Below are 15,373 nucleotides of genomic sequence, written 5' to 3' on the forward strand. Positions count from 1 at the left end.
TTAGAGGCCGAGTTCTGCCGGCAGGGGCCGCTCCTGATCCAGGACATTCTTTGCCAGGAACCACTCCACCACCTGGTACCAGACCCTGGCGTGCTGCGGCTTGAGGATCCAGTGGTTCTCGTCCGGGAAGTAGAGGAACCGGTGCGGCGTCTGCCCGTCGTCGTCCGCGGCCAGCCGGGATTTGGACAGCAGCTCATACCAGAGGCGCAGCCCCTCGCCGATGGGCACGCGGTAGTCCTTGTCGCCGTGGATCACGAGCATGGGAGTGCTGATGTTTTCCGCGTGGAGATGCGGGGAGTTTTCCAGTGCCATCTCCTCGGTCATTTCCTTGAGCCAGTACTGCGAGGCATCCGTGGTGGGACCAAACTGGTCCAGGGCCCACAGGCTGGCGTGGGTGACCACAGCCTTGAACCGGTCCGTGTTGCCCGCAACCCAGTTGGCCATATAGCCGCCAAAGGAGCCTCCCATCGCGGCGGTCCGCGCCTGGTCGATATCCGGGCGTTCCACGGCGGCGTCCGTGACGGCCATGAGGTCGGTGAACGGCGCTTTGCCCCAGGAACCCCAGCCGCGCTGGATGTGCGATTGCCCGTAGCCGGTAGACAACGCCGGATCCGGGAGCAGGACGGCGTAGCCCTTGGCGGTCAGGAGCCAGGGGTTCCATCGCCAGGTCCAGGCGTTCCAGGAGCCCAGCGGACCACCGTGGATCCAGAGCAGCAGCGGCGCCGGGGACTCGGCAGAGGCGCCCTCCGGCAACGCAAGGTAGGCGGGGACGCGGGAACCGTCGGCAGCGGAGGCTGCGATGCGCTCCAGCCGTCCGGGGCAGGCCGGGCGTTCGGCCGGAGCGGGCAGGCGGGTGGTTTCGCCGGTGGCCAGGTCGATGCGCACGGCCTCGGCAGGGAAGGCGTAGGAGCTGCGGAGGGCGTACGCGTGGCGTCCCTCCGGCGAGATGACGACGTCGGTGTACGCCGCGGCGTCCTGCGTCACCCGGGTGACGCCCACCTGGGCGGCAGCGGACGGAACGCTGACCCGGAAAACCGGCGACGCGCCGTCGTCGTCCGCCGTGACGAGGATGGCGGAGCCGTCGGGAAGCCAGGCTGCGGGCTTGGCCCAGCGGTCCCAGTCATGGGCGAGGGGCCGCAGGCTGGCAGCGTCGTCGACGGCGGCGTCACCGGACACGTCGAGCAGGTGCAGTTTGATCTCCGGCGCCTTATGCGGGGTGGAGTCGGACTCGCTGACCACCACGAGCGTCCTGCCGTCGGGGCTGACTGGCCCCGGAAAGTAGCTCATGCCTTCGTGGTCGAGCAGCACCTTCAGGCCGCCCGAGGCAACATCCACCGCCACCAGGATGGAGCGGCTGTCAGCCTTGGCGAGGGGCTTGGTGTAACTGCTGTAGATGGTTTTCCCGTCCGGGCCGGCCACAGTTTCCGCTTCACGCAGCCGGGGACCGGCGTCGGGCGTGAGGTTGCGCAGGGCAAGGGGGACGGTGGCGTCAACCGTGGCGGGCTTGCCAGGCGCCTGGTCCTCCCCCGGTTCGACCGCAAAGATGCGCGGCTGCGCCGGCCCCAGGTCCGCGTCCCAGTAGCGGACCGGATATTCGCTGTGCAGGATGGCCGAAACCTTCCTGTCCTTCCGGGACTTGCGCCGCTCGGCGTCGTCGCCTTCGTCGGCGGAGCCGGCCAGGACCTCTGCCGTCACGAAGGCTGCATCGGCGTCCCTGGCCGTCATGATGCGGCTGATGCCGCCCGGCCGGCTGAGGACCACCCGGGCCTCGCCGCCGTCGGCCGGAAGCATCCAGAGCGCGTTGACAGGCTCCTCATCCGGGCTGTCCGGGTCCGGCCGTGCGGACGTGAAGTACACGTCACCGTTGGCCGCGAAGGCGGCACCCGCTTCGCCCTTGGCGCTGCGGGTGATGCGGCGGGCGTGTTTCTGCCCCGCGGGGTCCAGCTCCCACAGCGCCGTGGCGAATTCGGTGCCCTTGCCGTTCAGGGTGCTGACGGTGGTGACCAGCCGTGAGCCGTCAGGGCTCAGGGCGAGGCCGCTTACCCGTGGGATGGAGAGGTAGTGGTCGAGGTCGTGGAAGGGGGTCAGTGGTTGCTCATCCGGGATCACCGGGTCCAAGTTAGCCATGCCCCGATTCAACACGGTTTGTGCCGCCGATCACAATGCGAAAGCCCCGCCGCTCCCTGGGGAGTGGCGGGGCTTTGGCTGTGGCGGCTACACGCTCGGGGCGATCTCCGGGATGCGCGGCTTGGCGTTGCCCGCGAAGGTGAACTTCGCTTCGTCGCCTTCGCCCTCGACATCCACCACGACGATGTCGCCGGGGTGGATCTCGCCGAACAGGATCTTCTCGGAGAGCTGGTCCTCGATCTCGCGCTGGATGGTGCGGCGCAGCGGCCGGGCACCCATGGCGGGATCGTAGCCGCGGGTTGCCAGGAGCACCTTGGCGGCCTTGGTGAGCTCGATGCCCATGTCCTTGTCCTTGAGGCGCTTCTCCAGGCGGGTGACGAACAGGTCCACGATCTCGATGATCTCGTCCTGGGTCAGCTGCGGGAACACCACGACGTCGTCAACACGGTTCAGGAACTCGGGGCGGAAGTGCTGCTTGAGTTCCTCCGTCACACGGGCACGCATGCGGTTGTAGCCGGTCTGCGTGTCGGTGCCGGACTGGAAGCCGGTGGCGACGCTCTTGGAGATATCCCGGGTACCCAGGTTGGTGGTCATGATGATCACGGTGTTCTTGAAGTCCACCACGCGGCCCTGGGAGTCGGTCAGGCGGCCGTCTTCGAGAATCTGCAGCAACGAGTTGAAGAGGTCCGCGTGGGCCTTTTCCACTTCGTCGAACAGCACCACGGAGAACGGGCGGCGGCGGACCTTTTCGGTCAGCTGGCCGCCTTCCTCGTAGCCCACGTAGCCCGGAGGGGCACCGAAGAGCCGGGAAACGGTGTGCTTCTCGGAGTACTCGGACATGTCCAGGGTGATGAGGGCGTCCTCTTCACCGAACAGGAACTCCGCGAGTGCCTTGGCGAGCTCGGTCTTGCCGACGCCGGTGGGGCCGGCGAAGATGAACGAGCCACCGGGGCGCTTGGGGTCCTTGAGCCCTGCACGGGTGCGGCGGATGGCCTGGGAGAGCGCCTTGATGGCCTCGTCCTGGCCGACGACCCGCTTGTGCAGTTCATCTTCCATCTTGAGGAGCCGCGAGGACTCTTCCTCGGTCAGCTTGAAGACGGGAATGCCTGTGGAGTTAGCCAGCACCTCGGCGATGAGATCCTCATCCACCTCGGAGATGTCGTCCATGCCGCCGGACTTCCAGTGCCGCTCCTTCTCCGAACGTTCGGAGATCATCTTCTGCTCCTTGTCGCGGAGCGCGGCGGCACCTTCGAAGTCCTGCGCGTCGATGGCGGATTCCTTCTCCATCTTCAGCTTGGCGATGCGCTCGTCCAGGGCTTTGAGCTCCGGCGGAGCGGTCATCCGGCGGATGCGCAGCCGGGCGCCGGCCTCGTCGATCAGGTCGATCGCCTTGTCCGGCAGGAAGCGGTCCGAGATGTAGCGCTCGGCGAGGCTTGCAGCGGAGGCCAGGGCGCCGTCGGTGATGGTGACGCGGTGGTGTGCCTCGTACCGGTCGCGGAGGCCCTTGAGGATCTCGATGGCGTGCGCCACGGAGGGTTCCTTGACCTGGATCGGCTGGAAGCGGCGCTCCAGCGCGGCGTCCTTTTCGATGTGCTTGCGGTACTCGTCCAGCGTGGTGGCACCGATGGTCTGCAGCTCGCCGCGGGCCAGCATGGGCTTCAGGATCGAGGCCGCATCGATGGCGCCCTCGGCGGCGCCGGCACCCACCAGGGTGTGGATCTCGTCGATGAACAGGATGATGTCACCGCGGGTGCGGATCTCCTTGAGGACCTTCTTGAGGCGCTCTTCGAAGTCGCCGCGGTAGCGGGAACCTGCCACCAGGGAGCCGAGGTCCAGGGTGTAGAGCTGCTTGTCGCGGATGGTCTCCGGGACGTCGCCGCGCACGATGGCCTGGGCCAGGCCCTCCACGACGGCGGTCTTGCCGACGCCGGGCTCGCCGATGAGGACAGGGTTGTTCTTGGTGCGGCGGGAAAGGACCTGCATGACGCGTTCCATTTCCTGCTCGCGGCCGATCACCGGGTCCAGCTTGTTCTCGCGCGCAGCCTGGGTCAGGTTGCGGCCGAACTGGTCCAGGACCACGGAACCGGCGGGTGCGCCCTCGGGCTGTCCGCTGCCGACGCCTGCGCCGGTGGTTTCCTTGCCCTGGTAGCCGGAGAGGAGCTGGATGACCTGCTGGCGGACCCGGTTGAGGTCTGCGCCGAGCTTGACCAACACCTGGGCGGCGACGCCCTCACCCTCGCGGATGAGGCCGAGCAGGATGTGCTCCGTGCCGATGTAGTTGTGGCCCAGCTGGAGGGCCTCGCGCAGCGAGAGCTCCAGTACCTTCTTGGCGCGGGGGGTGAAGGGGATGTGGCCGGAGGGAGCCTGCTGGCCCTGCCCGATGATCTCCTGCACCTGCTCGCGAACGCCGTCGAGCGAAATGCTCAAGGACTCAAGAGCTTTGGCGGCAACGCCCTCACCTTCATGGATCAGACCCAAGAGGATGTGTTCGGTACCGATGTAATTGTGGTTCAGCATGCGTGCCTCTTCTTGGGCAAGCACAACTACGCGACGGGCACGGTCCGTAAATCGCTCAAACATTTCGCCACACTCCTAGCTACGACGTACTTTGATGCTACGTGCCCGGTCCGGAGTTGTGGAGCGTGTTCGCCACAGGGGAAACCGGGCCGCTTGCGGGAATAACCGCGGCGGCAGGACGGGGCGCCCCGCACCCGGGCAATACCGGGAGCCTGAGGCCCGCATGGGCTGGCTGTTCCAATGCCCGGGCGGCCCAAATGTTCCGGCGGGCGGGCGCGATCGAAGCCCGCCTAAAAACCAAATGGGCAAAGCAGCGCGCGGGCCATGCGGCCGGCTTATTCACAATGGAAAAACCCCGCCCCGCCTGGCGGCGGTAAGCGGGGTTTCTGCGGAGCTAAAGCCCGGGCTAGGAATTTGCCTTTTGGTAGGCTTCCTGGATTTCGGCCTGAATTCGGCCGCGGCTGTTAACCGTGTAGCCGTTGTCCCGGGCCCATTGCCGGATTTGCGCCGAATCGTGGCCGCGGCCGCCGGCGGGCGCCTTGGCCCGCTGGGCCCTGGCCGCTCCGGAAGCCTTGCGTGCGACGCCAATGAACCGCTCCAGCGAAGACCGGAGTTCAGCGGCATTGGCTGCCGACAGGTCAATCTCATAGTTGACCCCGTCGAGGCCAAACTTAACATTCTCGTCTGCGGATCCCCCATCCAGATCATCAACGAGGATGATGTTTACTTTCTGTGCCATTAAAAGTCTTCCTCTTGCTGGAAAGTTCGATTTTCAGAAAAGCAGGATGTTTCCCTAAAAAGTATGACTCTTATGTTGGCAACGCGTCAAAGCGCCTTTTGGTTCCCGGTGGATAAAGGCAGAAAGTCGGCGGGATTTAATCTATTGTGAATCCGGCCGCGGGCCGTCTGAGGGCTGCGCCGGGAGGGAATCCGCCTCAGCCTGCGCACGGGCCTCGGCCTGGCGTTCGGCCTTGTCCGCGTTGAAGATCGCCTTCATGGCAAACCAGAAAATCAGGCCCACCACCAGGGAGGGAAGAATGACTGCTACGTATTCCATGGTCAGTGCCCCTCGGGCTTCAGCAGCGGGAACAGGATGGTTTCGCGGATACCGGCTCCGGTGAAGAGCATCACCAGCCGGTCGATGCCCAGGCCGATGCCGCCCATCGGCGGGGCACCGTACTCAAGGGCGCGCAGGAAGTCCTCGTCCAGCTGCATGGCTTCGACGTCGCCGGCGGCCGCGTGCAGGGACTGCTCGGTGAGGCGTTCGCGCTGGATGACGGGGTCGATCAGCTCGGAGAAGGCGGTGCCGCGTTCCATGCCGCCGATGATCAGGTCCCAGGCCTCGATCAGCCGGCCGTCCTCACGGTGCGGGCGGGCCAGCGGCTGGGCGGAGGGCGGGTAGTCGTACACGAAGGTGGGGTTCAGCAGGGTGGGCTCCACGATTTCGCCGAAGAGCTCAACCACCAGCTTCTCGGCGTCCCACTTGGGATCGACCTTGACCTCGTGCTTGGCTGCAAGCTCACGGAGCACCTCCACGGAGGTGTCCGGCGTAATCTCCTGCCCGACGGCCTCGGAAAGCCCCGGGTAGACGGGCAGCCAGGCCCAGTCGCCGTCGAGGTTGATCTCTCCCGCCTCGGTCTGCAGCACGCGTCCGGCCCCCACGGCGTCCGCGGCATCGAGGATGATCTCCTTGATCCGTTCCGCCATGACGAACTGGTCGGCCCAGGCCTCGTAGCACTCAAGGGTGGTGAATTCGGGGCTGTGGGTGGAATCCACGCCCTCGTTGCGGAACACGCGGCCCATGTCGTAGACGCGGTCGATGCCGCCCACCACTGCACGCTTGAGGTATAGCTCGGTGGCGATCCGCAGGGTCATCTTCTGGTCGAACGCGTTCATGTGGGTCTCGAACGGGCGTGCCAGGGCGCCGCCGTGGACCAGCTGCAGGATGGGCGTTTCCACTTCCACGTAACGGCGGCGGAACAGCGTTTCGCGGATGGAGCGGGTAATGGCGGCGCGGGTGTAGACCATTTCGCGGGCTTCGTCACGGACCATCAGGTCCACGTAGCGCTGGCGGACGCGGGTTTCCTCGTTCAGGTCCGCGTGCAGGACGGGCAGCGGGCGGAGGGCCTTGGAGGCCATGGACCAGGATTCGGCCATGACGGACAGTTCGCCGCGGCGGGAGGAAATGACCTCGCCCTTGATGAACACATGGTCGCCAAGGTCCACCAGTGCTTTCCATTCCGCGAGGGCTTCCTCGCCCACGTTGGCCAGGCTCAGCATGGCCTGCAGACGCGTGCCCTTGCCGTCGGTGCCGCCCTCCTGCAGGGTGGCGAAGCAGAGCTTTCCGGTGTTCCGGACGAAGACCACGCGGCCCGTGACGCCCACGGTGTCCCCGGTGGTGTCGTCCGCCTCGAGGTGGGCGTACTTTTCCCTGATCTCGGCGAGGGAATGCGTGCGTTCCACTCCCACGGGGTACGCCTCCGCGCCGCGCTCAAGAAGTTTGGCGCGCTTTTCCATGCGGATCCGCATCTGCTCGCTGGCGTCGAGGGGCTCCGGGGCGTTCTTGGGCGCGGGGGTGTTTTGGGAAGTCACAATCATCAAGTTTACCGGGACTTGGCCATCCGGACTTTCAGCTGGCCCGCAGGCTTGCCGCCTAGGATGGGCGGGTGAAAGAACGGGTACTTCCAACGCACGACGGCGGCAGGCTGGCTGTATACAGCTACGGCACCGAGGATGCGCCGGGAGAACGGCGCGTCGTGCTGATCGGCGGCGCGTTCCTCACCGCCTCGATTTACCGGCCCTTCTCCGTGGAACTGGCGAAGGGCCTGGGCGACGGCTGGGCGGTGGACGTGTACGACCGGCGCGGCCGGGGCAACTCCTCCGAGCAGCCCCCGGACTACTCCATGGCCACCGAGATCGCCGATGTCCGGACCGTGATGGATGCCACCGGCGCACGGAACATCCTGGGCCACAGCCTCGGCGGGGCGGTGGCGCTCAATGCCGTGCAGGAGTTCACCGGCACCGGCTACGTGCCGGACAAGCTGGCGGTGTACGACGCCGCGGTGAACATCGACGGCAGCATCGACACCGGCTGGCTGGACGGATTCGAGGACGCCGTCAACAACGGCAAGGTGGGCCGGGCCCTGGCGTACATGAAGAAGGCCACCAGCCCCGGCTCCGTCATGGCACGGATCCCCGATCCCGTACTGGCGGGCCTGATGGCCGTGCTGTCGCGGACCAAGGTGAACACCGTGTTCCGCCAGGTGATGCCCAGCGGAGTGGGTGAGTTGCGCGCGGCCTTCGACGAAAAGGACCACGCCCGCGACTTCAGCGTGCTGCCGGCGGGCACCCACTTCATGGCCGGCGGGAAGAGCCCCGACTATTACAAGGTGACCGCGGAGCGGCTGCACGCAGCCGTCCCGGGCAGCACCCACCAGCTCTCCCCCAAGTGCTTCCACGGCTCCATCCCGGCGGCGGTCAAGGAGCTCGTAGCTGATATCTCCGCGTACTTCACGGGAGGGAATCCGGACGGGCCGCCCCGCCCGGACGCCACCGGAGCTATGCCCGTTCCCCGCGGCTGAAGCCTGCAAGGGCGGCAACTCCCAAGTCCCGCCACACGGTCCGCGGCCTGGGTTCCTTGCTCCGGTCAGCCAGCCAGTCGCCCCAGGCGGTGATGTCCTCCCCGCCCGCAGCGGCCACGGCGTCACAGGCGAACCCGACGGCGGCCGTCCCGTCACGGAGCTGGACCGACCCGAGCAGCATTGGCTCAGGAAGGGCGGCCAGGAACGTCCCCAAGGCCGCGGGCGGCAGCAGCCACCGCTCCCCTGCCAGCTCTGCGCCGTCGTCGGACCGGTATACGCCGGGCTTCGGCGGCACCGTGTCCAAGGCCACCATCCGGTAGCGCGCAGCGGTGCCGACGGGCCCGTCCCAGAAGGCGCCGAGTTCCTCAAGCTCCCGGGCCAGCGGCTGGCCCTTGCGGTGCGCGCCCACCACCACCAGCGGCAAGGCCGTTGCGCCGGCGGCGACCGGCCAGGGAATGGGCGACGACGGCCGGGCGGCTCCTGCGGCTGCCTCCAGTCCTGCGGCACCCGGCGCTGCCCCGGCCGCGAAGAGTCCAGGCGTCGCCGGAATGGTTTCCAGCCGGCGGGCGATGTCCGCCGCCACGGCGTCATCGAACGCCCTGCCCACCACCGTGACGCCGAACTGGGCGCCGTCCACCTCGCCGGCCGGGACAGCCACGGCACAAAGATCGAACAGGTTGCAGAAATTCGTGTAGGTGCCCATCAACGAGTTCACGCCCACCGGATCCGCGGCCACCTCGGCCAGGGTGGGGTGGAACGGTGCCGTCGGAACCAGGAGGGCATCGAAGCCCTGGAGGCGGGCCATGGCGGTGGCCTTCAATTCCTCCAGCCTGGCGGTATCGGCGACGTACCGGTGCGCCGGGACTTTTCCCGCCGCCCGAATGATGCCTTCCACGGTGGGATCGATGCCTGCCTGCCCTGCTGACCCGCCGTCGGAGGTTTCCATGCCCCGGGACGCTTCAAGGAAGCCGCCCACGGCGGCGTGGCGCTCGGCGACGAGGGCACCGTCATAGAGGAGGCGTGCTGCCTGGAGGAAGGCGTCGAATTCGATCGGCCGGGCCTCCACTCCCGTCTCCCGGAGGCGGTCAACCTGGCGGGCGAACTCCGCAGCCCATTCCGGCGGCAGGGCCGGGAGGCTGGCGGGGTAGGCCACCCGGGGCCGGGACGTCGCCGCGAGCTTTGTGTCCGCGGGCCATGCCCGGGCACCGCCGGCCATGATGCCCATGGCGAGCTCGGCCGTGGCCAGGTGCCGGGCGAAAATCGTGACGGCGTCCCAGGACCGGCAGGCCGGCACCACCCCTGCCGTGGAGACCACGTCCAGGGTTGCCTTGATCCCGACGATGCCCTGCAGGGCAGCGGGCACCCGGCCCGAGCCGGCGGTGTCGGTGCCGATGGCGATGTCCACCAGCCCCATCGCCACGGCCACGGCAGACCCGGAACTGGACCCGCCGGAGATCCGGTCCGGACGGCGGGAATCCCGGACGGCACCGTAGGGGCTGCGGGTCCCCACCAAACCGGTGGCGAACTGGTCAAGGTTGGTGGCGCCCAGCACCAAGGCACCGGCGCCGCGGAGCCGCGCCACGGCATCGGCGTCCTGCTCCGGCACATACGCGAAGCCGGGGCAGGCCGCCGTGGTGGGGATCCCGGCCACGTCAACGTTGTTCTTCACGGCCAATACCAGCCCGGCCAGCGGCAGGTGCGCACCCCGGGCAACGGCGGCGTCGATGGTTGCCGCTTCGGCCAGGACGTCCTCGCGGCTGCGGAGCGTTATCCAGATTTCCGGGCGGTCCACGGCGTCAACCGCGGCCAGTGCTGCTTCGGCGCGCCGCGTGGCGGCGCCGGTGGGTGGCGGGTTCATACCGTTGCCCCTTCCAGTTCCAGGTCCTCAACCTCGGCCAGCGCCAGGTCGCTGCCGCCGAGGACAACCACTGCCTCGCCGGCAACCACCTGCGAACCCGCCGTGGACAGGACCCTGAGCACCACCCCGTCGCACGGCGCCTCCAGGACTGTTTCCATTTTCATGGCCTCCAGTGACACCAGGGGTTGCCCCTTGGCCACACGGTCGCCCTCGGCCACATCCACCTTCCAAACACTCGCGGCGAACGGGGCGGAGACCAGGGACCCGCCGTCCGGAACCACCACGTCATCTGCTGCGGGGGCGGCGACGGCGGCGAGCGCCTCGGCACGGTCGAACTCGCCGGCGTCGGCCCAGGCCTGCCGTTCCACAGCGAAAGCCGCACCCTGCTTGTCCCGGAACGCGTCGATGGACACGCGGTTTTCGGCCAGGAACTGTTCGTGCTCAGCGAGCGAGAACGTGCCGTCCTCGATCTCCACGCCGCGGCCGCGGCCGGCGGCCATGTCGGCGCGCAGGTCCAGGAGTTCCTCGGGGCTGACGGGGTACCAGGAAATCCGGTCGAAGAAGCGGAGCAGCCAGGGCGATCCGGGTTCGAAGGGAGCGGAATCGGCGTACCGGGACCACACCTGGGTGGTGCGGCCCACGAACTGGTAGCCGCCGGGGCCTTCCATCCCGTAAATGCACATGTACGCGCCGCCGATGCCCACCGCGTTCTCCGGGGTCCAGGTGCGCGCCGGGTTGTACTTGGTGGTGACCAGCCGGTGCCGCGGGTCCAGCGGCGTGGCGACGGGGGCACCCAGGTACACGTCGCCCAGGCCCAGGACCAGGTATTCGGCGTTGAAGACGGTGTCGAAGACGTCGTTGACGGAGTCCAGGCCGTTGATCCGGCGGATGAACTCGATGTTCCACGGGCACCAGGGGGCATCGTCCCGGACGCCGGCCATGTAGCGTTCGATCGCTTCGCGGGTGGCGGGGTCGTCCCAGGACAGCGGCAGCCGGACGGTGCGGCTGGGAACCACCAGTTCGGAGCTCGCGGGCAGGGCTGCCTCAACCTCCCGGACCAGGTCCAGCAGCCGCGTGGTGGACAGGACGGACGGGTCCACCTTGATCTGCAGGGACCGGATTCCCGGCGTGAGGTCCACGATGCCGGGCAGGCGGAGCCCCTCGATCTGCTGGTGCAAGGCATGAACCCGGGCGCGCAGGCCAAGGTCCAGCACCATGTCCCCGAATTCGACCAGCAGGTTGTCATCGCCCGAGCGGCGGTAGGTGACCGCGGGCCGGCCGGTTTCTTCCGGCACCCGGCCCAGGACGCCGTCGTCGCCATCTCCGCGGACCGGCCGCGGCCCTGCCGCTGCCCCCGCCGGAAGGTTCAGTGCGGCACTGCCCGGCCACCCGGCGTCGCCCGGGAGGACCAGCTGGCGGCCGGGTCCCAGGTCCGTGGCCGACGGCGCCTGGCTGGCTTTGATGGGAACGAACCGGACCTTGTCCCCCGGGCGCAGCTGGCCGAGCTTCCAGCGTTCGGCAGTCACGACAGTGACGGGGCACACGAAGCCGCCCAGGCTGGGTCCGTCCGGGCCCAGCAGGATGGGAGTGTCACCGGTGAAGTCCAGCGCGCCAACCGAGTAGGCGGTGTCGTGGATGTTGGACGGGTGCAGGCCCGCCTCGCCGCCGTCGGTCCGTGCCCAGCGGGGTTTCGGGCCAATGAGCCGGACGCCGGTGCGGGCGGAGTTGAAGTGCACCTCGTACTCCGCGGCATACAGTTCTTCGATGTCTTCGCGCTGGAAGAACTCGGGGGCTCCGTGTGGCCCCTCGGCCACGGCCAGTTCCCAGGAGGACACGAGGGCGGGGCGGCTGTCGGCAGGCACCGCTGCGGCCGGGACTGCTCCGGGTGCGCCATCCGCCGTGACCGCCCGGAGCACGTCGCCGGCGCGCAGCACCCGTCCGGCGTGGCCGCCGAACTGGCCCAGGGTGAAAGTGGAGGCGCTGCCCAGGTAGGTGGGGATGTCCAGGCCGCCCTGGAACAGGATGTAACCGCGCAGGCCCTTGCCGGTGGCCGTGCCGGCGTCGAGCGTCCCTCCGGCCGGGACGGTCAAGGGGGTCCAGGCGGGCACCTCCGCGCCGTCAACGGTCACCGTGACCTCGGCGCCCGTGACGCAGACGGTGGTGGCATGCGTGAACACCAGGCGCGGGCCCGTCATGGTGAACTCCAGGCCCGGGGCCCCTTCGGGGTTGCCCAGCGCCGTGTTGCCCAGGCGGAAGGAGAGGTCATCCATGGGGCCGCTGGGCGGAACGCCGATCTGCCAGAGCCCGGTGCGTCCCGGCCAGTCCTGCACGCTGGTCTGCAGCCCGGGGCGTTCCACGGTGATCCGCGGCTCGGGGTCCCCCACTGAATCAAGCGTGCCGGTGGAGTGCCCGACGTTCCGGACCACCTCCATTCCGGTGACGGCGCGGAGCAGCCCCAAGTTGGTCTCGATGCCGTCGATCCGGGTGCCTTCCAAGGCGGCGGCGAGCCGGTCGAAGGCCTCGGTGCGGCTTGCGCCGGAGGTAATGATCTTGCCCAGGAGGGGGTCGTAGTTGGTGGACACGTCGGTGCCGGTTTCCACCCACGCATCCACGCGTGCTTCCTCCGGCCCCGGGTAGGCGGCGTTGGTGACGGTTCCGGCACTGGGCTGGAAGCCGCGCGCGGGATCCTCGGCGTAGACCCGGGCCTCAACGGCGTGCCCGGATACCGGCAACGCATCCGGCACGTCCGCCAACACCGTGTGCGCTTCGGCGCCGCCCTGGGCCAGCCGGAGCATCCATTCCACCAGGTCCACCCCGGTGACGGACTCGGTGACGGGGTGCTCCACCTGGAGCCGGGCGTTGACTTCCAGGAAGGAGGCTTCCTTGCGGGCGGAGTCGTAGACGAACTCGACCGTGCCGGCGGAGCGGTAGTTGAGGGAGGCACAGAGGGCGCGGGAGCTGCGGTGCAGTTCCTCACGCAGATCGGCGGGCAGGTCCGGGGCGGGGGCCTCCTCGAGGACTTTCTGGTGGCGCCGCTGGAGGGAGCAGTCCCGGTCGCCCAGGCTGACCACCCGGCCTTCGCCATCACCAAAGACCTGCACCTCCACGTGGCGGGCGTTCTCCACATACCGTTCGGCGAAAACCCCTGCCGTTCCGAAGCTGGCACCGGCAAGCCGGGCTACGCGGGGGAAGCTGTCCACGAGCTCGGCCTCCGTGCGGCAGACCGTCATGCCGATCCCGCCGCCACCGCCGGTAGCCTTGAGCATCAGCGGGAAGCCGATGGCGGTGGACGCCGCGACGGCCGCATCAACGTCCTCAAGCAGCCCGGAACCGGCGATCATGGGCACCCCGGCTGCCCGGGCGGCGTCGCGGGCCGTGTGCTTGGTACCGAAGATCCGCAGCTGTTCGGGGGTGGGACCGACGAAGACCAGGCCGGCGGCTTCCACGGCCCCGGCGAAAGCCGCATCCTCGGAGAGGAAGCCGTAGCCCGGGTGGATGGCGCCGGCGCCGGTTTCCCTGGCCGCTGCCAGGAGTGCGTCCACCCGGAGGTAGGACTCCTTGGCCGGTGCGGGGCCCAGGAGCACGGCGGCGTCGGCGAGCCGGACGTGCTTGGCGCCCCGGTCCGCCTCGGAGAAGACGGCCACGGTGCGGAGCCCGAGCTTCTTGGCGGATTCGATGATGCGGCACGCGATTTCGCCGCGGTTGGCGACCAGCAGGGTGTCGAACGTATTCACAGTGCAGCCTCCGGCCGGGTGACGATCATGCGGACGGGCGTGGGGTTAAAGCCGTTGCACGGGTTGTTGATTTGCGGGCAGTTGGAGACGAGCACCAGGGTGTCCACCTCCGCCTTCAGGGCCACGCGCTTGCCGGGGGCGGACAGTCCGTCCACGATCCCCAGGGCGCCGTCCGGGTCCACCGGGACGTTCATGAACCAGTTGATGTTGGACACCAGGTCCCGCTTGCCCAGGCCCCAGCGCGAGCCCTCGATCAGGAAGTTCTCCACGCAGGCGTGCTGTTCACGGGTGTGCTGGCCGTAGCGGAGGGTATTGGATTCCTGCGAGCAGGCGCCGCCGATGGTGTCGTGCACGCCTACTTCGTCTGCAACGACGGTCATGAGCGGGGTCCCGGTGTCCGCCCGGAGGACGGAGCCGGTGGTGAGGACGATGGACTGCTGCGCGGCGATGGTGGCGGCCGCCGAGTAGCGCACGGCGGTGTCCCCGGCGGCGTAGAGCAGGCAGTCCACGGCCTGGTTGCCTTCCAGGTCCACGATGGTCAGGACGTCTCCGGCTGCCACCACTGCCGACCAGGGGCCGCGGGCTTCGACGAATTCATCCAGGATCACGGTGCCGGGGGCCAGCGCGGTGCCTGCAGCGTCCGGGCGGGTCTTGATGGCGGTGTTCATCGGGCGTTCCTTGCCGTGAGATCGTGTTCGGTGTTGAGCAGGGCCTGCAGGTGTTCCGGGGCCAGCGGGCCCACCAGGCGGCCTGCTTCGACTTCGTGAAGGTCCTGCGGCGCGTGCCAGGCGAGGATGTCCACGGCGGTTCCGGTGAACTCCCGGCGGGGGTCCAGCGGGTGCGCGGTGTTGGCCAGGACCAGGATGGCGTCCATATGGAGGAGGAGTTCGACGACGGCACCGGGCCCGGCGCTGCCGGTGAAGGTGATGCTGCCGGCCGGGTTAACGGTGATGCCCTTGAAGAAGGAAAGCGACGGAGCGACGTCCCGCGGACCCATCCCGTTTTTCAGGGCGCCCAGCGTAAGCAGTTCGCGCGCGGCCGGGGATGCGCTGTGGGCTGTTCCGGCGCCGTATCTCGCGGTGTTGCCGGCGAGGGTGGTGGCCCCGGTCAGGGCATCATGCCGGGTGGAGGTATCGGCCACGATGGTGGCCATCAGCCGGCCGGCGTCGGACAGCAGCGGGTGCCCGGCAGCGGGATAGGCCTGCCACGGGACCTTGACGGTGTCGGCGACGTTCAGTCGTTCGTGGGTGGCGCCGGTCCGGTACAGGAGGGCGTGGACGCAGGCGTCGCCGGCGGTATCGGTAAGCCGAATACGGGTTCCGCGGGCAAATGCCATGGTGGTGTAGCGGCCAAAGGCGAAGGACTCCGCCCAACTGGGGGACACGCCGTCGGGCATTCCTGCCAGGAGGCGACCCGGCGCGGAGGCTGCCGGGACGAAACGCATGGTTTCGGCGGTCTTGCCGTGCTGGTCCCTGGCGTGGGCGCGGGCGCCGGCCGTGGTGGCGGTGCCGGTGGCAGCCGTGTCGATGGTCTGTGTCATGGTCAAGTCCTGGTTT

The 15,373-nt window shown here is 68.5% G+C and carries 10 protein-coding genes; 1 reads left to right on the forward strand and 9 read right to left on the reverse strand.

Annotated elements, in window-relative coordinates:
- From ACFVVC_RS16730 to lysS, 5 genes are all read right to left on the reverse strand, one after another.
- Nucleotides 1-2,127, reverse strand: coding sequence for a prolyl oligopeptidase family serine peptidase (locus ACFVVC_RS16730; protein WP_387455674.1), 2,127 nt, complete (start codon nt 2,125-2,127; stop codon nt 1-3).
- 87 nt (nt 2,128-2,214) lie between these two features.
- Entirely contained in the window at nt 2,215-4,707 is a 2,493-nt protein-coding gene (locus tag ACFVVC_RS16735) for an ATP-dependent Clp protease ATP-binding subunit (protein ID WP_387455677.1), read from the reverse strand.
- Between the two features lie 343 nt (nt 4,708-5,050).
- Nucleotides 5,051-5,383, reverse strand: coding sequence for an Lsr2 family protein (locus ACFVVC_RS16740; RefSeq protein ID WP_285243237.1), 333 nt, complete (start codon nt 5,381-5,383; stop codon nt 5,051-5,053).
- Nucleotides 5,384-5,524: 141 nt separating this feature from the next.
- Nucleotides 5,525-5,701, reverse strand: a complete 177-nt coding sequence (locus ACFVVC_RS16745; protein WP_387455680.1) for a hypothetical protein — start codon at nt 5,699-5,701, stop codon at nt 5,525-5,527.
- Nucleotides 5,702-5,703: 2 nt separating this feature from the next.
- Nucleotides 5,704-7,242, reverse strand: coding sequence for a lysine--tRNA ligase (gene lysS / locus ACFVVC_RS16750; protein WP_387455683.1), 1,539 nt, complete (start codon nt 7,240-7,242; stop codon nt 5,704-5,706).
- A 68-nt stretch (nt 7,243-7,310) separates the two neighbouring features.
- Between lysS and ACFVVC_RS16755 the strand changes: the two genes are divergently transcribed.
- Nucleotides 7,311-8,225 carry an alpha/beta fold hydrolase gene (locus ACFVVC_RS16755; RefSeq protein ID WP_387455686.1) on the forward strand — a complete coding sequence of 305 codons (915 nt, stop codon included), beginning with the start codon at nt 7,311-7,313 and terminating at the stop codon, nt 8,223-8,225.
- On the opposite strand, the gene atzF is transcribed toward ACFVVC_RS16755, so the two are convergent.
- From atzF to ACFVVC_RS16775, 4 genes are read right to left on the reverse strand one after another with little or no spacing between them, the layout of a single operon-like run.
- Nucleotides 8,203-10,083: an allophanate hydrolase gene (atzF, locus tag ACFVVC_RS16760; RefSeq protein ID WP_387455689.1), complete on the reverse strand. Its 1,881-nt coding sequence runs from the start codon at nt 10,081-10,083 to the stop codon at nt 8,203-8,205. The genes ACFVVC_RS16755 and atzF overlap by 23 nt on opposite strands.
- Nucleotides 10,080-13,817 (reverse strand): urea carboxylase, encoded by a 3,738-nt coding sequence (gene uca / locus ACFVVC_RS16765; RefSeq protein ID WP_387455692.1) that lies wholly within the window; start codon nt 13,815-13,817, stop codon nt 10,080-10,082. Before uca ends, atzF begins: the two co-directional genes overlap by 4 nt.
- A complete protein-coding gene (locus ACFVVC_RS16770) occupies nt 13,814-14,485 on the reverse strand; it encodes an urea amidolyase associated protein UAAP2 (RefSeq protein WP_387455695.1) in 672 nt (223 codons plus the stop codon). Before ACFVVC_RS16770 ends, uca begins: the two co-directional genes overlap by 4 nt.
- Complete coding sequence (locus ACFVVC_RS16775) at nt 14,482-15,357, reverse strand: urea amidolyase associated protein UAAP1 (RefSeq protein WP_387455697.1); 876 nt, start codon at nt 15,355-15,357, stop codon at nt 14,482-14,484. Before ACFVVC_RS16775 ends, ACFVVC_RS16770 begins: the two co-directional genes overlap by 4 nt.
- Between the last annotated feature and the right edge of the window lie 16 nt (nt 15,358-15,373).

Source organism: Pseudarthrobacter sp. NPDC058196, assembly GCF_042882685.1.
Taxonomy (GTDB): domain Bacteria; phylum Actinomycetota; class Actinomycetes; order Actinomycetales; family Micrococcaceae; genus Arthrobacter.